The sequence below is a fragment of the Streptococcus orisratti DSM 15617 genome (assembly GCF_000380105.1).
In the GTDB taxonomy this organism is placed as follows: Bacteria; Bacillota; Bacilli; order Lactobacillales; family Streptococcaceae; genus Streptococcus; species Streptococcus orisratti.
Genome location: NZ_KB904461.1, coordinates 1 through 20,024, shown reverse-complemented (window position 1 = coordinate 20,024; position 20,024 = coordinate 1). Strand labels below are relative to the sequence as shown.

Sequence of the window (20,024 nt, the reverse complement as noted above, 5' to 3'; positions counted from 1 at the left end):
GATTTTCCAAGAGTATTATTTAATCAATACCAACCATATTTTTAGGAGATTTTTATGAAAAAAAGAAATCATCGTCGTCATAAACCAAACTCATTCTGGCTAATTCTTAACCTCTTCCTTTTATTTGCTTGCGTATTGTCTATTGCTTTTTTGGTATTCACTCTCAAAGATAGGAAAATTTCTCTTAACAACTCAGCTTCTTCAACAAAAATTAGCAAAATACAAAATCAAAAAGCTTCCACAACACCTACTAATTCATCCAAGCAAAATACTAATACTGATACAGTTGAATGGAAAAAGGTGAATGAAACAGTTTCAGTTCCTATTTTAATGTATCATGCCATTCATAATATTGCACCTGAAGAAGCAGCTAACGCTAATTTGATAGTTGATCCGATAACTTTTGAAAGTCACATTCAATGTTTAGCACAAGAGGGCTATTATTTCTTAACACCCGAAGAAGCTTATAGAGTATTCACTGAAAATGTCTTACCAAATGGCAACAACAAAATTATCTGGTTAACTTTCGACGATAGCTTGTGGGACTTTCACGATATTGCCTACCCCATTTTAAAAAAATATAAGGCCAAGGCAACAAACAATGTTATCACTGGAACTGTCGGAAATTCTGGCAATCTTTCTCTAGAACAAATGCTTGACATGAAAAAACATGGTATGTCCTTCCAAGATCATACCGTTAATCATCCAGATTTATCCGTTCAAAGTGCTGAAACACAAAAAAACGAAATGAAAGAATCTAAAGTCTATCTTGATCAAAACCTTAACCAAGACACTATTGCAATTGCCTATCCCGCTGGTCGTTACTCTGATACCACGCTTGAACTGGCTTCAAACCTAGACTACAAACTAGGAGTAACTACCAACGAAGGAATAGCCAATATCAATAATGGACTTCTTTCACTTAATAGAGTACGAATCTTGCCAACTACTACTGCTGATACCTTGTTAGCCACAATTTCGTAACCATTTTGACTCCACGCTCTCCATAATCATTAATTTATCACGGAGAACGTGTTTTTTTGATTATAGTCAACTGAAACAAGAACAATCCCAAACTATCATCCCGATTCATCCTTATAACCATTTATCCAATTTTATAATTATGAGCAGTGTTTCAAAGAATTCTCATTGTTAAAAAGAAAAAAAGCGAGAACGTCTTCGTTCTCACTAAATATTAACTCATCATCAATCTACTACAGTTAATGATGATCCTTTTATCCATCCTGAGTATCTAAATTTTGTCAAAATCTCCAGCAAAAAACCTTTGCATAAATCGCGTGTAGCTATCCATCTAATCGCTGTCACTGGTTTACGTTTTTCTGAAGCTATGGGAGTTGACTTAACAGATATAGACAGAGATAACAAACTAATCCATATCACCAAAACTTACAAAGTTTACGGTAAAAGTAAAGGCTATGCGCCAACTAAAAACCCCTCAAGCTTGCGAGATGTTCCAATCAGCCAAGAAACTATCAAGCTGTTAGATGAATATATAGCCACATTCCGACCTGTTCAAAGGATCATCGAAGGGCTATCGAACACGGCCGCAAACAAAGCACTTAAGCGATTAGTTGGACGTGATGTCCACGTTCATAGTTTACGATATACTTATGTTTCTTATCTCATTTCTCAAGGCGTGGAGCTATTTGCAATATCAAAATTGATTGGACATAAAGACTTAAACACCACTTTATCAGTTTATGCCCATTTGCTCGAAGAGTCAAAACAAGAAAATAATGGCAGGGTTAGAAATATTTTTGGGGCAGAATTAGGGAAAAATATAGCAGAAAACCCTTGATTTACAAGGGTTTTCTGCTATATTTTATCCATCCTGAGGGAATCGAACCCCCATCACAAGAACCGGAATCTTGTGTGATATCCATTACACTAAGGATGGATAGTATCATTATACTATAACATAAAAGAAAAGGAGGGAGAAAAATCGATAATTAGTAGAAATTCGATTTTGTCGTCCCACCTATTGAAAATATTCTAAAACTTATTACAATTCAATGTCACCGAACAAGTCAGCCATTGAGAATCCAGTTTGAGTTTCTGGAAGTTCATAATCACGTTTAGCTTCACGTTTTGGACGACGTGGACGAGATTGACGTTTTTCTTCTTTTTCACCTTCAGCTTGTGCTGGACGTTCTTCAAGCGCTTTGATTGAAAGTGAAACACGTTCATCGGCAGCATTAACTTCAAGAACCTTAACAGTAACATCTTGACCAACAGACAAGACATCTTTAGGATTTTCAACGCGTTTATGTGAAATTTGTGAAATGTGAACAAGTCCATCAATTCCTGGCAAGACTTCAACAAAGGCACCAAAATCAGTCAAACGTTTAACTTTACCTTCAACAACATCTCCAGCAGCAAGTTTTTGCTCAACACCATCCCATGGTCCAGGCGTTGTTGCTTTAAGTGACAATGAAACACGTCCTGCTTCTTCATCAATTGAAAGAACTTTAACTTCAACTTCTTCACCAACAGAAACAACAGATTTAGGTGAAACGTTGCGTTCGTGTGATAACTCAGTTACATGGATAAGTCCATCTACTCCACCAAGATCAACGAAGGCACCAAAACTTGTCAAACGAGCAACTTTACCTGTTACAACTTCACCTTCAGCAAGTTTTGAGAAAACTGCTTCACGTGCTGCTGCTGCTGTTTCCTCAACAACTTCACGACGTGAAAGGATGAAACGGTTTTCTGCTGCATCAACTTCTTTAATTTTTGCATCAAATTCTTGACCAACAAATTTTTCAGTATTACGAATAAAACGAGTATCAATCATTGAGGCTGGAATAAAACCACGAAGTCCTTCAAATTCAACGGAAAGACCACCTTTAACAGCACGTGTACCTTTGACAGTAACAACTTCACCTTCACGACCAACAAGTTTGTCCCATGCTTTGCGAGCTTCCAAACGTTTTTTAGATACAAGGAAAGTTACGGTATCAGTATCTTTACCTACAACTTGACGAAGAACAAGCACTTCAACGGTGTCGCCAGCTTTAACCAAATCATTGATATCTGCATTACGATCATTAGTCAATTCACGAAGTGTAAGCACACCTTCAACTCCAGTGCCTTCAATAACAACGTTTGCTTGATCGTTATCAACTGTTAAAACTTCCGCAGTGACCACGTCACCAGGATTAACTTCGCTAACACTGTTTAGCAAATCTTCAAATTCATTCATTCTAAAAAATCCTCCAACAAAAGCTAGCATAGCTAGCTTTTGATAACAATATATTTTCTCAAGGTAACCCGCAACGACAACTCTTTTTATCCTTGACGGTGTCAGATTTAGAACCTGATACCTTTGACTGGGGTAGCTGGATTCGAACCAACGCATGAGGGAGTCAAAGTCCCTTGCCTTACCGCTTGGCTATACCCCAAAGTTTCTAACTAAGATATTATTCTGAAATGAACTCAGACTGAACGCTGGTTGAAAGATCGATTCATTTAATCTACATATCTGTATATTTGAACACCCTAATACCTTAGAAATGGAAGGGGAGGGATTCGAACCCCCGAACCCGAAGGAGCGGATTTACAGTCCGCCGCGTTTAGCCTCTTCGCTACCCTTCCATAACAACAAAAACTATTCTATCATAGTTTTTGTTCGTCTGCAAGTCTTTTTCACTATTTTTAATGATTTAGGTTGTAATTTTCAATAATATTTTCAATAGCTTGATCTAATGTTTTAAAAAAAGTGTCAACTTGGGTGTTTTTGATTACTGCAAATTTACCGTCTAGTTCTGTAATTTCTCCAACTTTCTTTTTACCAATAACAAGAGCATAGCCATCAACTTGGGCATCGCCAACAGTTACGGAACTATCCGTCAACTGGATTTCAATTTTTTTGTCTTTTTTACTCATTCTATCACCTCACTTGTTACATTTTACCGAAAATCAAAAAAGCTTGCAAGAGCAAGCTTTAATTTTCTTAAACTTTATAAATCCAACCTTCTGGTGCTTCAACATCACCAAATTGAATACCAGTCAATTCTTCATAAAGTTTACGTGTAACTGGTCCAACTTCTGTCTCGCTGTAGAAAACATGAAAATCATCGCCATGTTGAACACCGCCGATTGGGGAGATGACCGCTGCTGTACCACAAGCACCAGCTTCTATAAATTTATCCAATTCATCAAGCTTCACGTCACCTTGAATAGCTTCCATGCCAAATCGATGTTCTGCCAAATACAAAAGTGAATATTTTGTAATTGATGGCAAGATAGATGGGCTCAGTGGGGTGATGAATTCATTATCTTTGGTAATACCAAAGAAGTTTGCTGAACCTACTTCTTCAATCTTAGTGTGAGTTGCAGGGTCAAGGTAAATAACATCCGAGAATTTGCGTTCATGAGCAACCTTCCCTGGTAATAGGCTTGCTGCATAGTTACCACCTACCTTAGCAGCACCTGTACCATTTGGAGCTGCACGGTCATAATCATCTTGAATCAAGAAGTTCGTTGGTACTAAACCGCCCTTAAAATAGTTACCAACAGGCATAGCAAAAATGGTAAAAATATATTCTGTAGCTGGATGGACACCGATGACATCACCTACACCAATCAAAAGTGGACGCAGATATAAAGTTCCTCCTGTGCCGTATGGCGGAACGTACTCCTCATTAGCACGAACCACTTGTTTACAAGCGTCAATAAACTTATCCGTTGGTACCTGTGGCATCAGGAGTCGATCTGCCGTGCGTTGCAAACGTTCAGCGTTCATATTAGGGCGGAATAATTGTACTGAGCCATCTTTTGTTCGGTAGGCTTTCAAACCTTCAAAGGCCTCTTGACCATAGTGAAGAGCTGGTGAAGCCTCTGAAATGTGAAGGGTTGCATCTTCTGTTAATTTTCCTTCATCCCACTTGCCATCTTTGTAGTAAGAAATATAACGGAATGGTAGTTTGTGATATTCGAACCCTAAATTTTCCCAATCAAGATCTACTGTCATTATAAAAATCCTCTTTCTCGTTTTTTTCTATTGTACGCTTTTTTCTGTTTTTTTCAAGTACTTTTCACAAAATTCTGAAAATTTACCTAAAAAGTAAAAGAGTGACTACTCTCTTACTTGATTTTAGCAGCATAAACACCTTCATCTGAGATGCTATCAGAGATAAAGCTACCGTTGCTAGTACGTTCCGATAGGCTCAGATCTTCTAGGATGACATCATAAACTTTACCTGTAGTTGACATGATTTGCAATACTTCGGTGTCATCAGAAAGTTCCGCTGTACTGAACAAGTCTAAGTTCTGACTGTCATTTGAAGAATGGACTGGACCAGCTACAAAGACACGGTGAGGTTTGGATTTGAGTTCTCGCAGAACTTGCAAACCACGCTTAGCACGGCTAGTTACTGGAATGACTTCCAACGCCATACGTTTAAGACTTCCTCGTTGCGTGAGAAGATACATGCTTTCAGTGTTAGCAACAAAAGCCACCTGAACAAGATCGCCGTCCTTAAGATTAACAGCTTTGACACCGGCTGCCTTGGCGCCAACGACCGGAACTTCTTCGATGTTAAATCGCAGAGCGTAGCCATTAAGAGTCACTAACATAACATCATCTAAAGCAATCGAATGAACAGTGACAATTCTATCCTCATCGTTCTTAAGTTTGGCAAATTTAACTGCCTTAGACTTGTAAGTCCGCCATGGCGTGAATTCCTTACGCTCAAAGCGTTTGATTTGACCGAGTTTGGTCACTGCGAAATAAGTTTGCTCTTCGAAATCATCCACAATTTCTGCGTAGAGGACTTCTTCATCGGTCGCAAAATTCGTAATCGTTTGTGACAAATGCTCACCGATGTCTTTCCAACGAATATCAGTGATTTCGTGGACAGGACGGTAAATAACATTCCCCAAATTAGTGAAAATGAGCAAGTGTTGCGTAGTCTTGGCCTGCTGAACGAAAATGAGTTCATCATCATCACGCTTACCGACCTCATCAACCGTTGATGAGTTGTAAGAACGTGGGCTGGTACGTTTGATATAGCCACCACGGGTCACACTGACGAAGGTTTCTTCTTCAACGATAAGACTGGCGGTATCAATCTCAATAGTCTGTGCTTGAGCTTGCAATTCTGTCAGACGCGGATTACCAAATTTTTTCTTAACTTCACGAAGCTCACGTTTCATCACGTTAAACATGGTGCGCTCATCACCGATAATGGCTTTGAGCATAGTGATTTTGTCACGCAGCTCAGCTTCTTCATTTTCTAAAGTCACAATATCGGTATTGGTCAAACGATACAGTTGCAAGGTTACAATGGCTTCAGCTTGTTCCTCAGAAAACTCATAACTAACCTTAAGGTTTTCTTTGGCGTCAGCCTTATTTTCAGACGCGCGAATAAGAGCAATCACTTCATCTAGAATAGAAATAACGCGAATCAGCCCCTCAACAATATGCAGACGTTTCTCAGCTTTTTCCTTGTCAAATTTAGAGCGAGCTACAATGATGTCCTTGCGGTGAGCAATATAACTGGACAGCATAGGCACAATCCCCACTTGACGTGGCGTATAATTGTCAATGGCTACCATGTTGAAGTTGTAATTAACCTGCAAGTCAGTGTATTTGAAGAGGTAATTGAGAATAGTTTCCTCATCTGCATCTTTTTTGAGTTCAATAGCAATGCGCAGACCATCACGGTCAGATTCATCACGGACTTCAGCAATACCAGGCACTTTGTTGTTAACACGCACATCGTCAAGCTTCTTGACCAATACCGCTTTATTGACTTCATAAGGAATTTCAGTCGCCACAATTTGCTTTTTGCCACCTTTTAAGGTTTCAATAGCGGTGCGAGAACGGACAACGACACGTCCCTTCCCTGTTTCGTAGGCTTTCTTGATTTCATCCTTACCCTGAATAATAGCTCCCGTTGGAAAATCTGGCCCAGGTAAGAATTCCATAAGTTTTTCCACCTTGGCGGAGGGATGATCAATCATGTAGACCACAGCATCAATAACTTCAGCTAAATTATGCGGCGGGATATCCGTTGCGTAACCAGCAGAAATCCCAGTTGCCCCATTGACCAAAAGGTTTGGAAAGGCAGCTGGCAAGACCGTTGGCTCTTTTTCCGTGTCATCAAAGTTCCAAGCCCAAGGCACGGTATTCTTGTCAATGTCTTGGAGCAGATAACCAGCTATCTCTGATAACCTTGCCTCAGTATAACGCATGGCAGCGGCTGGGTCACCGTCCATGGAACCGTTGTTCCCGTGCATTTCAATCAGGGTCTCGCGGTTCTTCCAATCCTGAGACATGCGGACCATGGCGTCGTAGATGGAGCTGTCGCCGTGAGGGTGAAAGTTACCCATGACGTTACCGACAGATTTTGCAGACTTCCGGAAGCCCTTTTCAAAGGTATTACCGTCTTTATTCATGGAATAAAGAATGCGACGCTGAACGGGTTTGAGCCCGTCACGAATGTCCGGCAAGGCCCGCTCTTGAATGATGTATTTGGAGTAGCGACCAAAACGCTCTCCCATGATGTCCTCAAGGGACATGTTTTGAATGTTGGACATAATTAAGATACAAAGGGACGTTTCGCTTGTGAAAAATGTTGTAGAAAAATAGGAAAACACCGACGATGCTTGCATCTAGGTCGTTTTGCCTTTTTTCCTAGACATTTAGTCCCGTGTTCAGTTAGAGTGCTAACTGAACAATCCTTTCTTTGTTCTTTTTAAATAAATTTTCTTTTGTTCTTTGATACTCACCTTAAGTGATGCGGACACCAGCAAACCTACGGTTTCATGGCTAAAAATGGAGCCTAGAGTCTCCATTTTTCCGAGATTGTTAGGAATACTTCCTAACAATCTTTCCATCACGGCAGCAATTATTGACTTGCGCCCTCTTCAAGGACTATCGTTTTGTGCTCACTGCGTTCGCAATAGCAGAGCAGCTTACTCAGTTTCTTCTGGTTGCGTAGGGTCTGTTTTCTTGCTGCTTTTACGTGTTTTATAGCGTTTGCGGATGGCGTTGATGTCAGCGAGGAGGTCTTTGAGGTGAGGTTTATCGGTGTGATGATAGGCATTGACAGCAATGTAGTCCACAAGACTATCATAGGTGTCGGTTAAGGTTTGCTTCAAGGCTTTGCTTTGGCTCTTAACCTTTGCTTTGCCTTCATTAAGGCGATCTTGGTAAACTGTCTCAAAGTTTTCTTGAGCTTGTGCGAGACGAGCAATGTGGCTGTCAAGTCCAAGTGTTTTTACGCTGGCCTTGAAATCACTAGACTTCAATTTTTTAAGCAATTGCTCAAGTGCGGCGCTTTCTTCTTCATAGCTCTTATTGGCAATATTCTTAAATTGGCTAAACTGCTCTGCTATTTTCGCATAAGCCTCTTGAATATCGGACTCGTCAATCTGACTATAAGTCCGTACAAACTGGTTCAAGATGGAGAGAGCGTTGTCTCTAGCTGCATCGGCAGCAGCCAACTTTTCAGCCAGCTGACTTTTAGTGCTAGTGCGCAAGCTATTTTGGAACTTTTCCAACTGCTCTGTCAAAGTATTAGCACCCTTAACAAGTGGCACTTCTTCACTATGTTCAGTCACAAAGTGCCGAATTTTAGCCAAGCTGTCGGTTGAAATCTTATCCACTTGGTCAGGTGTTAGGTGCATGAGGTCGATGTTTTCTAATTGATATCGTTTATTTAGCATAAGCATAAGTCCTTTACATTTTTTAGTTGAGGTGAGGGGTTCACCAATTAGATTTTCAGTTAAGACAGGCGAAATCGTCGCGCGCCAAAGCAAATACCGAACATTACAATCTGAATCGTCGCGATTTAGAAAGAATTTCTGAAATTTCAAACTGAATCGCCGCGATCTAGTAAGAATTTCTGAAAAGTGAACCGAAATCGCGGAGATTTAACAAGAATTTGAGGAAAGGTAAGAAAAAGCGTGGGGAGTGAGTGGGAAGTTATTCAATTTGTTTCTTTTGTTCCGCCCAATCTACTCTTGCTTGAGCTAACTTCGGTAATATTCTAGCTTCATCAAGACTTAGAATAACAAACAAGGTTGAAGTATAAATATCATCATACCACTGTTCAAGTTCTTCATCTGTCAGATCAGCATGATATTGCTTATTATTGTTATGTCGCAAGCCAAACTGATTAAACATTTCAAAAAGTTTCTCAACAGCAATAATCTTTTTATTGTTAACTTTCAGAACCTCTTTCAACTCTTCAGAAGAATTAAGTTCAGCCCTGAGAGGTTCAAGGTAGCTTGCTAAGGAAATCAAAATTTCTTGTTTACGTTGAATATTACCTTTATTTTCAAAGTGATCATATTCCAAAACTTTCATGGCTTCCTGAATATTAGTTTCAGAAATAATTTGAGATACCTGCGAAGCATACACATTCTTTTCAACGATAATTTGACGACCATTTTCTAACTTGACAAGTTCGTGATTTGATAAATCTAAAAAACGACTTACGTTTTTACGAATACCTATCTCAATACCTTCTAGTGCAGTATAACTCTCTTCATTAACAGGTAAGTACTCACTCAATAATTCTGAATTAAAAATATCAAGATAATTAAGGAAATCTATAATAAACTCACTAAAAATAAATAATAGTTCATCTGAACCTGAGATATAACGATTTTCAAAATAAGTGATTATGTCAGCGTATGAAATAAATCCATTTCTATTAGGATATTTAATGAATAAGTCTGAATGTGAAAATATATCTATAAATGAATAATCACCATTATCTGCTAGCTTAACCAGTTCTCGAAGTCTATTATATTCTACTTTGGCATCAAACTTCATGTTATCTAAGTGTTCAAAATAATTTTCTCTTACCATATTCGCCTCTACTTTCTAAAACACCGTCTGTTCTTCCAACGTAAATTTAACATTGTCCTCAATCCATTTGCGGCGGGGTTCGACTTTGTCACCCATGAGGACGTTGACACGGCGTTCGGCACGCGCGAGGTCTTCTATGTTGACACGGATAAGAGTGCGGGTATCAGGATTCATAGTGGTTTCCCAAAGCTGGTCGGCGTTCATTTCCCCCAGCCCCTTGTAACGTTGGAGGATAGCACCTTTGCCAAATCGCTTGCGCAGTTCTTCTAGCTCTTGGTCAGTCCAGGCATATTCAACCACCTCTTTGGCACCCTTACCCTTACTCATTTTGTACAATGGAGGTAGAGCGATATAGACATGTCCAGCTTCCACCAAAGGACGCATGTAGCGATAGAAAAAGGTCAGGAGCAGCGTCTGAATGTGGGCACCGTCAGTATCGGCATCGGTCATGATGATAATCTTATCGTAGTTGGCATCTTCCACCTTGAAGTCAGCTCCGACACCAGCACCGATGGTGTAAATCATAGTATTGATTTCCTCATTCTTGACGATGTCTGACATCTTGGCCTTGGCGGTGTTGAGCACCTTACCACGCAGAGGGAGAATGGCTTGGAACTTACGATCACGACCTTGCTTGGCAGAGCCACCAGCAGAATCCCCTTCGACCAGATAAAGTTCATTTTTCTTAGGGTTTTTAGATTGGGCTGGCGTCAGCTTACCAGATAAAAGGCCTTTGTCCTTCTTATTCTTCTTGCCATTACGCGATTCATCACGCGCCTTGCGGGCAGCTTCCCGCGCATCACGCGCCTTGATGGCCTTACGAACAAGATTTGAAGCGACCTCGCCATTTTCCAAAAGAAAATAGGTCAATTTCTCAGAGACGATACCGTCAACGATTGGACGCGCCAGCGGTGACCCCAGCTTGTCCTTGGTTTGCCCTTCAAACTGCAAGTGCTGCTCAGGCACCAAGACCGAGAGAATAGCCGACAGCCCTTCGCGGTAGTCAGAACCTTCCAAGTTTTTGTCCTTCTCCTTGAGCAAGCCCGTTTTTCTGGCATAGTCGTTCATAGCCTTGGTGATAGCTGATTTAAGTCCTGTCTCATGCGTTCCGCCATCCTTAGTGCGGACGTTATTAACAAAGGAGAGGATATTGTCAGAGAAACCGTCATTGTACTGAAGCGCCACTTCTACTTGGAAACCTTGCTCCTCACCTTCAAAAAAGATGACAGGTGTCAATGTCTCCTTATCCTCGTTGAGGTATTCGACGAAGTCTTGAACCCCATTTTCAAAATGAAAGGACTCCTGCAAGACTTCGTCTGGACGATTGTCCGTCAGGGTCATGGTAACGTTCTTGAGCAGGAAGGCAGATTCCTTGAGTCGCTCTGCTATGGTGTTAAATTTAAACTCTGTCGTTGAAAAAATCATGCTGTCTGGCATAAAGCTGACCTTTGTCCCTGATTTGGACTTAGGAGCTGTGCCTATTTTCTTGAGTGTGGTGACGGGCTTCCCGCCATTTTCAAAACGCTGCTTATAAACCGCACCATCACGGGTAATTTCAACCTCTAACCAGCTAGACAGAGCATTAACGACAGACGAACCGACCCCGTGCAGCCCACCAGATGTCTTGTAACCGCCTTGACCGAATTTCCCGCCAGCATGGAGCACCGTAAAGATGACTTCCACCGTCGGAATGCCCATAGCATGCTTACCAGTTGGCATCCCGCGACCGTGGTCAGCTACCGTCACTGAGCCATCTTTGTTAATGGTCACATCAATCTGATCACCAAAGCCAGAGAGCGCCTCATCAACCGCATTGTCCACGATTTCCCAAACCAAATGGTGTAATCCCGTTCCATCAGTTGATCCGATGTACATCCCAGGACGTTTACGAACAGCATCTAAGCCTTCTAAGACTTGGATGGCATCGTCGCCGTAATTATTGATATTGATTTCTTTCTTAGCCATTAAGACCTCCGAATTTTTTCATCCTTTTTATCTTACAGGTTTTTAGCAAATTTTGCAAAATATTTTAGTCTATCTCTTGAAAAATCAGACATTTTTCAAGCAAGAGCCAGTCAGTATGGTATAATAAAAGCATGAAAATTTTAGGTTTAATGATTATTGCGTACTTACTGGGCTCTATCCAGACGGGACTCTGGATTGGTAAAGCTTTCTATCACATCAATCTTCGTGAACACGGCAGCGGCAACACTGGAACGACAAACACCTTCCGCGTTTTAGGTGTCAAGGCTGGTTTGGTTGTACTGGTCGTGGATATTCTCAAAGGAACCATTGCAACCATACTTCCTGTTTGGCTGGGTGTGACCGCAGTTTCACCACTTCTCATCGGACTTTTTGCTATTTTGGGTCATACCTTTCCTATCTTTGCTGGCTTCAAAGGAGGCAAGGCAGTGGCAACCAGTGCTGGTGTCCTACTTGGATTTGCCCCACTCTTCTTGCTTTATCTAGGCATTATCTTCACGATTAGCCTTTATCTCTTTAGCATGATTTCCCTTTCTAGCGTTATTTCGGCGACAATGGCGGTGCTGAGTGCTCTGATTTTTCCAGCTTTTGGTTTTCTGTTGCCAAACTATGATTGGCTCTTTACAGTCCTTATCATCATAATGGCTTCTATCATTATTATCCGCCACAGGGACAATATGAAACGCATCAAAGCCCACCAAGAAAATCTTGTTCCATGGGGACTCAACCTCAGCAAACAGAGTAAGAAATAAAACAAAAAAGTCGGAGAATTTCAACTCTTCGACTTTTTTCTATAAGAATCTGTAACTAAAAACTGATGCTAATACTGGCTAAAAATCAAAAGTAGCTATCTAATAGTAACTGGATATATTTAAAATGAACAATTGACGGAAGTTTTTGTCATGGTAAAAGGGTATAAATTGTGATGATAGTAATAAGTTTGTTATTTTTGATCTTGGTTGAGTATTAACTGAAAATAAAGCGAAAGATTGTCCCTTAGAACCTGTATTCACAGTTCAGCACTTCCATCTAAGGTTAGTTTTCAGCCACTCATCGTTAGTTTTTTCAAAATACAGTCAGTATTCCTCAAAAAACTGCCTCGATTAGCGAGAAACTATCTCTTAAATAAAAGTACTTTACTTGTGAACACAGGTCCTTAGTCTAAAACAGTTAAGAACTGAAGCAATACTTTCGCTGAGCGCTTCCCAGCTTCGATGATAAATTCATCAAAAGTGATGTTGGCATCATGAGCCGCAGTGTCAGACATGGCGCGAATAACAATAAATGGCTTACCCGTACTATTAGCCGCCTGAGCAATAGCCGCCCCCTCCATCTCAACTGCCAAAACATCTGGAAAATGACCTTTAATTGTATCAATCTTGTCTTGTCCTGCAATGAAGGAATCTCCCGTTGCAATCAAACCAACTTTACTTGTCACCTCTGTCGCAGATAGCACTTTTTCAAAAAGGCTTACAAATTTCTTATCTGACTCAAAGTAGAGTGGTTGCATGGACATCTGTCCATAAGCATAACCAAAAGCTGTCAAATCAACATCATGGTAAACCAGCTTATCGGCAACAACGACATCACCTATATTAAGGCCTTCTGCGACCGCACCAGCTGAGCCTGTGTTAATCAGGGCATCAACGCCAAAATTTTCTACCAGAACAGCAACACTCATAGCGGACATGACCTTGCCTACACCAGACTGAACCAGAACAACATCGTGCTTGCCAACTTTTCCAGTATAGTAAGTGTTAGATAGAATAGTTTGCACACCTCTATCTTCCAAGTTGTCTACCAAAACCTTCAATTCCTGCTCCATAGCAGCAATAATACCAATTTTCATCTATTTATTTCTCCAACAGTAGTTTAATTAAATGTTGAAAACTGCCCAAATAAGCAAAATAACTAGCAAAATAACAACAAATAAAATCTTGTTGAGCTTTCCTTGAAACTCACTTCGTTTGGCATTCTCAATGCGACGACTTTTATAAACCATTTGATCTTTTTGACTGTGACCACTTAGTCTATCCAGTAGACCTCCCTTATTTATATCAAATTCATTACTATCAGATAAAGTGCTAGAATAATCAGTTGAGATAATCTTGGTTTCTTCTGGATCTGAAAATTCTTGGTCATCGTATATAATTTCACCGCGGTTAGCCTTTTCAATGATTTCATCGGTTAGGAGTGGTTTTCCCATTATGCATTTCCTCCAAAGTGAAGAGCATAATATTGCAGAGCTATGATGGTTTTAGCATCTTCAATGTCTCCTGTTTTGACCAAGTCCATACATTCATCATAAGTTAACTCAAAAAGTTCGAGAACTTCATCCTCATCTTGCGGACGTGGGTTGGGAACTTTCTTCAAATTTGTCGCCAAATAGAGTTTTATTTTTTCATTACAAAAACCAATAGCAGTGTAAAATTCATGAATTAATTCCAAATCGCCTGTATAACCTGTCTCTTCTTCTAATTCACGCAGAGCAGCTTCTTTCTCAGAACCATTTTCGCCAATTTCAAGCTTACCAGCTGGAATTTCATAGGAAATTTTCTCAATAGCCTTACGGTATTGCTTGACAATAACCAGCTTATTTTCTGGAGTGACCGTCAGAATAGACACTGCGCCACGGTGAAAAACGAGTTCACGCTTAGCTTCCCCTAAACCATTTGGCAGCTCAACATCATCTACTGCTACCTTGAAAATATGTCCATCAAAAATTTCTTGACGTTTTATCGTTTTTTCTTCAAAATCCATGATTTAGCCCTTTCACCAAAAGTTATATACTATCCAATTTTACTATATTTTAAGCAAAATTACCATTTTTAGATGAACAGTCTAAAAAACTACCATCATTAAGCACTCAGGTCTCGTTTTTGGTAAATAATAAAACTACTAATAAGAGCAAGACAAGTAATCGCTATTGCAATAACTGGCAAGCTATTGTCCAGCTTAGTCTTACTGAAAATATCTGCTCCATTGGCAAAATAATAAGGTGTCACATATTTGATATTCTCAAGATTAGGAATAATACGCCCTATCATATCCATGACATATAAGAGCAAAGTCAGCCCTAGTGCAAGACCACTTTGCTTCCGACGATTCATGGATGACAATAGAAAACAAAGGCTAGCTAACTCCAGTTGCATAACAAAAGCTAAAAAGTGGTAAATCACAAATGGCCTAATCGAAAAATGCAATCCGGTCTGCCATAACCCCAGACTTTCCAAGCCTATACAAATGATGTTAAAGATAAGAAGCATCACAATGAGACTAACAAATTTCCAAGTTAAAATTGAAGCACGGCTATAAGGCAGGGTATAGAGGAACTCACTGGTATGCCCTTCCTCTTCTTTTGATAGACTTGATACGCCTAGCATACTGGCAAACATGCCTGCTCCAAGCCCAAACATAAGAGCAATTTCTGTTGCAAAATAGCCGTCCAAGGTAGCAATACTCACCTTGTTCAGACCAAGCGCCTTGCTCATGTCACCCATTTGAGCGTAGGTATCAGCGATACCTCCAATTCGGTCTGCCAGACTCTGGTAGAGCAAAATACAAGCATAACAAATCAGGCCTACAGACAATGCCCAAATCAAGAGAGCCTTAGCACTTTGTTTCAATTCATGCTTTAACAAAATCATCTTATTCCTCCTCATAATAGTGCCTAAACAAGTCTTCCAAAGAAGGCTCTTCTACCAAAAAATCATCTGGCTTCAGAACTGTCAGTTTTCGCAACAACTCTGAACTACTTCCTGCAAAGGCAAAGTTCTCTTCCTTGCCATCTTTCCAAAATGTCACACGTTTCGACTGGCTACGTGTCAGATTCTCAATGGTATCAATTTTGAGAATTTTTCCGTCTTTGATAATAGCTGCGCGATCACAGTAATTTTTAATTTCAGAAAGGATGTGAGAAGACAAGAAACAAGTGCTGCCAGCTGCGCAGGCTTCTTTAACGAGCTTGAAAAAACGCTCCTGCATCAAGGGATCAAGACCTGATGTCGGCTCATCCAAAATAAGAAGCTCTGGTTGGTGTTGCAAAGCGCAAACGATACCTACTTTCTTACGATTTCCCAGAGATAAATCCTGAATTTTTTTATTCAAAGGTACCTCTAAAATCTGACAAAGCCTATCAGCTTCAGCACTGCAATCCTTTTTTCTTGCCCTAGCTGCAAAAGCAATAACATCCTTGACCTTCATCTGCGGGTAAAACATGGCTTCCGACGGCATGTAGCCAATATGACGGAGGCTTTCTATCAGTGAACTGTATCGCCCTCCAAAAAGCGTCATCTGACCGCTGCTGGGCTTAATCAGTCCCAAGAGGCAGCGAATGGTCGTTGATTTTCCAGCGCCGTTTGAGCCCAGAAATCCAAATATTTCACCCTTTTTGACAGACAAACTCACATCTTCTGCTCCCATGTGCTGGCCATAGTATTTGCGCAAATGCTTGATATCAATAACAGTTTCCATGTAATTACTTCCTTTCCTCAAATAGAAGTGTTTAAGAATTCCAATAGCAGTTGATTATACTTATCAGGCCTGACCATATTAGACGGATCAAAGGAATCTTCAATAACTTTAATCTGGCTGGAAGGAAGGACTTGATGAATTCTCTTCATATAACTGACCAAAAGATCATAACGGCTTCCTACCAACAACAAGATGGGCATTTTTAACCGACCAATCTGCTCAGTATAATTAATGTGATTAATAGCCCTACGCTGCAAAACCACTTCCCTGCTGCGTAGGTTCCCCATAATTGTCTCCATATAACTCTGTGCTTCTGGATACCCTTTATACTGCGATTTTACAGACCATTTAAGAAGGCCGCNACAATAATAGAGCCATAAGCTAGCACTTATAGTCATTTTATTAAGAAGCTCTTTGATACTATGAATAGTCGTATCAGAAAAGGTATCCGCTAGAACCAATCCTTTAACATAATTTGAATAGCTGACTGCAATATGCTGACAGACAATCCCGCCATATGACGTTCCGCAAAATACTGCCTCTCTGATATTAAGGTTATCCAGTAAAGCAATCACAGCAGCAGCCTGCTCTTCAATCACTTGCTTAACAGAGACTTTTAAAATAGAGGATTTTCCGTTTCCCAATAAATCAGGGCAAATGATTCTATACTGATGCTGGAAAGCGGTAATTTGCTGTAAAAACATGCGACCATCGCAGCCAAGGCCATGTAGAAAAACAAGGACAATACCTTCGCCAGTATCGCTGTAATACATTTCTCCATTATTTAATTTCATTACTTTTGTCTCTGACATAATATGCCACCTGTCACTTTCTTTGACTCTTATAATCGTCCAACATTATATTTAGCTTCTTACTGTCAATGCTCCGTTTGATTTTGTTGGCAATAAAAATGGTCAGATACTCTAGCATGACATAAATGACAAAGCAAGCAGCTGCTAGAAGATTGCCATCAAACCAGCTCAGCCATTGTCCAACAAGGCCATAGAGGCAGGAACAAACGATTAAGCCTAGCAGCTCTCTTCTTGCTAACCTATCAGCCTCATCAAAGTTGTTAAACAGAAAAACCTGAATCTGCGTGATGACATAGGTCACAATGACCATTTCGATTAAATAATAGATATTAGCTGTTGTTCTTCCCTGCAAAAGCTGGTAAGCAGAATAGAAAAAATAAACGCAAAAGCAATAGACAGCTGTCTTGTATTCATTGGCAATTTCCTGACTTAAGAAACCTTCCCACCACTTAGTTTTCATCTGTTATTCCCTCCTGCAAGACCTGTCTGAGTTTATTTGCGTATTTACGCGAAATAATAATTTTTTCGTCATTTGCCAATGTGGCTTCAATCCGGCCATAAGCTTGGCTCTTAAAGAACTGAATCTTGTAAATATTGACCACCATAGCTTTGGCACAGCGAAAGAAGCCACGCTTCTTGTACTGCTCTGCCAATTGTCCCAAACTCGCAGTCACCTGATAGACCCCCTTGTCCGTATAAGCAAAGGTTCTACTGTCAACACTCTCAACGTAGAAGATATCATCCACGCGCACATAGCTCTGCCCATTTTCAGTAATCCCCAGCATCTTTGCTTGATCTTGTGACACCAAGTCGACCAGCTGCTCTATTTGAGCGGTCATTTCCCGATAACGGATGATGACTTCGTCCTCACCAGCTGAAATATGCTCCAATCTAAGTTTCACAGGTTTGCCTCCTTTACTTATCAGTATATCAAAAAGTTAGACGACTACAATATCTTATCTTCCCATGTGCAAAAATTTCCTCTAAGTTGCAGAAAAAAAGCAAGGCTTAGCCTTACTTTACATTTCCTATTTTGTTGAAGGATGATGGGGTTTACCGATGGCATACCCTTCCTTAGTAACCTGACGTTCACGACCGATAGCTAGGGCATCTGCTGGAACATCTTGGTTAATAGCAGAACCCGCTGCAATCAAAGCACTATCACCAATAGTTACAGGCGCCACAAGAGTTGAGTTGCTACCAACAAAGACATGATTACCAATAGTCGTTGTGTATTTGTTTTTGCCATCATAGTTAGCAAGGATAGTGCCTGCACCAAAGTTGACATAGTCACCGACTTGCCCATTACCAATATAGGTTAAATGACCAGCCTTGGTATTTTCACCAATGCTTGAACCCTTAACTTCCACAAAATTTCCTATATGGGAATCTTTACCGAGGACTGACTTTGGACGAATATGAGCAAAAGGTCCAATTGTCACTCCATCCTTAACTTCCGATTCCTCAATCATCGAGTTGGTTACCACCACTCGCTCACCAATAACCGAGTCAACGATATAAGTCCCATTGGTTAGGATAGATTCTGCACCAATTCTGGTGTGACCTTTAAGGGTGATATTGGCTTCTACCACCACATCTGGAGCAATCGCCACATCCACATCAATGTAAGTCGCATCAGGATTTAGGAAAGTCACGCCGTTGAGCATATGAGTTTTGTTGATACGACGGCGCATTACTCTTTCAGCCATCGCAAGAGCAACACGGTCATTAACTCCCAAACTTTCATCAAAGTCACGAAGAACATAAGCCCCAACCTTTTCACTAGCTTCACGGAAGATTGAGATAACATCCGTCAAATAATATTCACCTTGGGCATTGTTGGTATTGATATTTTTCAGGGCTTCAAAAAGACGCTTATTGTCAAATACATAAGTTCCTGTATTGATTTCTTTGACTTGCTGTTCAAAAGCAGATGCATCTTTTTGTTCAACAATTTTAACCACCTCACCGTTGTCATTTCGGATAATACGGCCATAACCAAAAGGATTTTCAGCTGTCGCTGTCAAAATAGTAGCGACATTCTTGTGATTAACATGAAAGTCAATCAAATTTTTTAGACTTTCCCCTGTAATCAGCGGCGTATCACCAGCAATGACCAAGGTATGTCCTTCAAGGCCAGCCAATTCCTCTTCTGCCATCATGACAGCATGCCCTGTTCCCAATTGCTCTGTTTGCAAGACAAATTCAGACTGATTAGCTAAAACCTCACGAACCAACTCTGCCTTGTGACCAATGACAGTTACATTTTTCTCAGGAGTAATAGCACTCACCGCACGAAAAACATGCTCCAGCATAGTGATACCAGAGACCTTGTGCAAGACCTTAGGCAGGTCAGATTTCATGCGAGTACCTTTACCCGCCGCCAAAATAATTGCGTAATTAGACATCATTAATTTCCTTAATATAAAATTTAAACATTTCCATTATAGCATAAAGAAAGAAATATTGGAAAAATTGATAATAGATGGCAAGGGATATACCTTATTGAACTAAGTCAAGGCTAACCAACCTATTCCGTATAAGAATAGTTAAAACTTTCCGATTCTAAACCTCTAAAATAAAAAATAACTCAAGAAAGTTGCTTCAAAATATAGACAAACTCTGGTTTATACTCAATGAAAATCAAAAGTAGCCTAGGAAACGAAGCCGACGATAGAACTTGAGTTCATCAAGGCAAGTTGACAACGGATAGTTTTGATTTTCGAAGAGTATTAGTTTGGAACTATCTTGTTTACCAACAGTGGCTAGTGCTGTCACCTCAAAGACATTTCCTTCTTTGGTTTGTGTGGCAGAATTTGCAATTTTAGTGATTTTGCCAGTGATAACAATGGCATGATTGCTGATCTTTTCAAGGGTTAGGCGAACAGGCTGTCCTTTTTTCAATTGAC

Annotated in this window: 19 protein-coding genes, 3 tRNA genes and 1 pseudogene; 3 read left to right on the top strand and 20 right to left on the bottom strand. The window is 40.3% G+C overall.

The features are described from left to right. Positions 1 to 54: 54 nt before the first annotated feature. A complete protein-coding gene (locus A3I7_RS0104605; protein WP_018375606.1) occupies positions 55 to 984 on the top strand; it encodes a polysaccharide deacetylase family protein in 930 nt (309 codons plus the stop codon). 262 nt (positions 985 to 1,246) lie between these two features. Beyond that, positions 1,247 to 1,819: pseudogene (locus tag A3I7_RS12480) on the top strand (site-specific integrase); the annotation flags it as partial. A gap of 27 nt (positions 1,820 to 1,846) precedes the next feature. Here A3I7_RS12480 and A3I7_RS0104595 read toward each other — a convergent pair. From A3I7_RS0104595 to parE, 10 genes are all read right to left on the bottom strand, one after another. Further along, positions 1,847 to 1,918: transfer RNA gene (locus tag A3I7_RS0104595), tRNA-Arg, on the bottom strand. Positions 1,919 to 2,023: 105 nt separating this feature from the next. After that, complete coding sequence (rpsA, locus tag A3I7_RS0104590) at positions 2,024 to 3,226, bottom strand: 30S ribosomal protein S1 (protein WP_018375604.1); 1,203 nt, start codon at positions 3,224 to 3,226, stop codon at positions 2,024 to 2,026. A gap of 127 nt (positions 3,227 to 3,353) precedes the next feature. Further along, positions 3,354 to 3,425, bottom strand: a tRNA-Gln gene (locus tag A3I7_RS0104585). 112 nt (positions 3,426 to 3,537) lie between these two features. Further along, positions 3,538 to 3,618 (bottom strand) — tRNA-Tyr (locus A3I7_RS0104580). A 60-nt stretch (positions 3,619 to 3,678) separates the two neighbouring features. Further along, positions 3,679 to 3,909: a DUF2969 domain-containing protein gene (locus tag A3I7_RS0104575; RefSeq protein WP_018375603.1), complete on the bottom strand. Its 231-nt coding sequence runs from the start codon at positions 3,907 to 3,909 to the stop codon at positions 3,679 to 3,681. 67 nt (positions 3,910 to 3,976) lie between these two features. Then, positions 3,977 to 4,996 carry a branched-chain amino acid aminotransferase gene (locus A3I7_RS0104570; RefSeq protein ID WP_018375602.1) on the bottom strand — a complete coding sequence of 340 codons (1,020 nt, stop codon included), beginning with the start codon at positions 4,994 to 4,996 and terminating at the stop codon, positions 3,977 to 3,979. A gap of 113 nt (positions 4,997 to 5,109) precedes the next feature. Continuing rightward, positions 5,110 to 7,566, bottom strand: coding sequence for a DNA topoisomerase IV subunit A (gene parC, locus A3I7_RS0104565; protein ID WP_026217127.1), 2,457 nt, complete (start codon positions 7,564 to 7,566; stop codon positions 5,110 to 5,112). Between the two features lie 378 nt (positions 7,567 to 7,944). Beyond that, entirely contained in the window at positions 7,945 to 8,697 is a 753-nt protein-coding gene (locus A3I7_RS0104555) for a DUF6261 family protein (protein WP_018375599.1), read from the bottom strand. A 259-nt stretch (positions 8,698 to 8,956) separates the two neighbouring features. Next, the gene (locus tag A3I7_RS0104550; RefSeq protein WP_018375598.1) at positions 8,957 to 9,847 is read right to left on the bottom strand and encodes a hypothetical protein; all 891 of its coding nucleotides are present in this window, start codon (positions 9,845 to 9,847) and stop codon (positions 8,957 to 8,959) included. Between the two features lie 15 nt (positions 9,848 to 9,862). Continuing rightward, positions 9,863 to 11,812, bottom strand: a complete 1,950-nt coding sequence (gene parE, locus A3I7_RS0104545; RefSeq protein ID WP_018375597.1) for a DNA topoisomerase IV subunit B — start codon at positions 11,810 to 11,812, stop codon at positions 9,863 to 9,865. 131 nt (positions 11,813 to 11,943) lie between these two features. Here parE and plsY point away from each other — a divergent pair, with 131 nt between their 5' ends. After that, complete coding sequence (gene plsY / locus A3I7_RS0104540; protein ID WP_018375596.1) at positions 11,944 to 12,582, top strand: glycerol-3-phosphate 1-O-acyltransferase PlsY; 639 nt, start codon at positions 11,944 to 11,946, stop codon at positions 12,580 to 12,582. A gap of 404 nt (positions 12,583 to 12,986) precedes the next feature. Here plsY and A3I7_RS0104535 read toward each other — a convergent pair whose 3' ends face one another. The 10 genes from A3I7_RS0104535 to A3I7_RS12475 all read right to left on the bottom strand — a co-directional run. Continuing rightward, complete coding sequence (locus A3I7_RS0104535; protein WP_018375595.1) at positions 12,987 to 13,679, bottom strand: 5'-methylthioadenosine/adenosylhomocysteine nucleosidase; 693 nt, start codon at positions 13,677 to 13,679, stop codon at positions 12,987 to 12,989. A 27-nt stretch (positions 13,680 to 13,706) separates the two neighbouring features. Next, positions 13,707 to 14,036 carry a cell wall synthase accessory phosphoprotein MacP gene (macP, locus tag A3I7_RS0104530; RefSeq protein WP_018375594.1) on the bottom strand — a complete coding sequence of 110 codons (330 nt, stop codon included), beginning with the start codon at positions 14,034 to 14,036 and terminating at the stop codon, positions 13,707 to 13,709. Further along, on the bottom strand, positions 14,036 to 14,590 hold the full coding sequence (locus A3I7_RS0104525) for an NUDIX hydrolase (protein ID WP_018375593.1): 555 nt from the start codon (positions 14,588 to 14,590) through the stop codon (positions 14,036 to 14,038). Before A3I7_RS0104525 ends, macP begins: the two co-directional genes overlap by 1 nt. 98 nt (positions 14,591 to 14,688) lie before the next feature. Continuing rightward, a complete protein-coding gene (locus tag A3I7_RS0104520; RefSeq protein WP_018375592.1) occupies positions 14,689 to 15,477 on the bottom strand; it encodes an ABC transporter permease subunit in 789 nt (262 codons plus the stop codon). A gap of 1 nt (position 15,478) precedes the next feature. Continuing rightward, positions 15,479 to 16,303, bottom strand: a complete 825-nt coding sequence (locus A3I7_RS0104515; protein WP_018375591.1) for an ABC transporter ATP-binding protein — start codon at positions 16,301 to 16,303, stop codon at positions 15,479 to 15,481. Between the two features lie 17 nt (positions 16,304 to 16,320). Continuing rightward, complete coding sequence (locus tag A3I7_RS0104510) at positions 16,321 to 17,076, bottom strand: alpha/beta fold hydrolase (protein WP_425423203.1); 756 nt, start codon at positions 17,074 to 17,076, stop codon at positions 16,321 to 16,323. A gap of 52 nt (positions 17,077 to 17,128) precedes the next feature. Beyond that, on the bottom strand, positions 17,129 to 17,575 hold the full coding sequence (locus tag A3I7_RS0104505) for a hypothetical protein (RefSeq protein ID WP_018375589.1): 447 nt from the start codon (positions 17,573 to 17,575) through the stop codon (positions 17,129 to 17,131). Continuing rightward, positions 17,565 to 18,017, bottom strand: coding sequence for a LytTR family DNA-binding domain-containing protein (locus tag A3I7_RS0104500; RefSeq protein ID WP_018375588.1), 453 nt, complete (start codon positions 18,015 to 18,017; stop codon positions 17,565 to 17,567). The genes A3I7_RS0104505 and A3I7_RS0104500 overlap by 11 nt, the downstream gene beginning before the upstream one ends. Before the next feature lie 126 nt (positions 18,018 to 18,143). Then, positions 18,144 to 19,523 (bottom strand): bifunctional UDP-N-acetylglucosamine diphosphorylase/glucosamine-1-phosphate N-acetyltransferase GlmU, encoded by a 1,380-nt coding sequence (gene glmU, locus A3I7_RS0104495; protein ID WP_018375587.1) that lies wholly within the window; start codon positions 19,521 to 19,523, stop codon positions 18,144 to 18,146. 235 nt (positions 19,524 to 19,758) lie between these two features. Next, the coding region (locus tag A3I7_RS12475; protein WP_033418562.1) for a biotin/lipoyl attachment domain-containing protein at positions 19,759 to 20,024 on the bottom strand (266 nt) is incomplete at its 5' end.

Excerpts from the sequence above, each read along its gene's own strand:
- A3I7_RS0104605 (WP_018375606.1), top strand. The coding sequence starts at position 55 with ATGAAAAAAAGAAATCATCGTCGTCATAAACCAAACTCATTCTGGCTA.
- rpsA (WP_018375604.1), bottom strand. The coding sequence starts at position 3,226 with ATGAATGAATTTGAAGATTTGCTAAACAGTGTTAGCGAAGTTAATCCT.
- A3I7_RS0104575 (WP_018375603.1), bottom strand. The coding sequence starts at position 3,909 with ATGAGTAAAAAAGACAAAAAAATTGAAATCCAGTTGACGGATAGTTCC.
- A3I7_RS0104570 (WP_018375602.1), bottom strand. The coding sequence starts at position 4,996 with ATGACAGTAGATCTTGATTGGGAAAATTTAGGGTTCGAATATCACAAA.
- parC (WP_026217127.1), bottom strand. The coding sequence starts at position 7,566 with ATGTCCAACATTCAAAACATGTCCCTTGAGGACATCATGGGAGAGCGT.
- A3I7_RS0104555 (WP_018375599.1), bottom strand. The coding sequence starts at position 8,697 with ATGCTAAATAAACGATATCAATTAGAAAACATCGACCTCATGCACCTA.
- A3I7_RS0104550 (WP_018375598.1), bottom strand. The coding sequence starts at position 9,847 with ATGGTAAGAGAAAATTATTTTGAACACTTAGATAACATGAAGTTTGAT.
- parE (WP_018375597.1), bottom strand. The coding sequence starts at position 11,812 with ATGGCTAAGAAAGAAATCAATATCAATAATTACGGCGACGATGCCATC.
- plsY (WP_018375596.1), top strand. The coding sequence starts at position 11,944 with ATGAAAATTTTAGGTTTAATGATTATTGCGTACTTACTGGGCTCTATC.
- A3I7_RS0104535 (WP_018375595.1), bottom strand. The coding sequence starts at position 13,679 with ATGAAAATTGGTATTATTGCTGCTATGGAGCAGGAATTGAAGGTTTTG.
- macP (WP_018375594.1), bottom strand. The coding sequence starts at position 14,036 with ATGGGAAAACCACTCCTAACCGATGAAATCATTGAAAAGGCTAACCGC.
- A3I7_RS0104525 (WP_018375593.1), bottom strand. The coding sequence starts at position 14,590 with ATGGATTTTGAAGAAAAAACGATAAAACGTCAAGAAATTTTTGATGGA.
- A3I7_RS0104520 (WP_018375592.1), bottom strand. The coding sequence starts at position 15,477 with ATGATTTTGTTAAAGCATGAATTGAAACAAAGTGCTAAGGCTCTCTTG.
- A3I7_RS0104515 (WP_018375591.1), bottom strand. The coding sequence starts at position 16,303 with ATGGAAACTGTTATTGATATCAAGCATTTGCGCAAATACTATGGCCAG.
- A3I7_RS0104505 (WP_018375589.1), bottom strand. The coding sequence starts at position 17,575 with ATGAAAACTAAGTGGTGGGAAGGTTTCTTAAGTCAGGAAATTGCCAAT.
- glmU (WP_018375587.1), bottom strand. The coding sequence starts at position 19,523 with ATGTCTAATTACGCAATTATTTTGGCGGCGGGTAAAGGTACTCGCATG.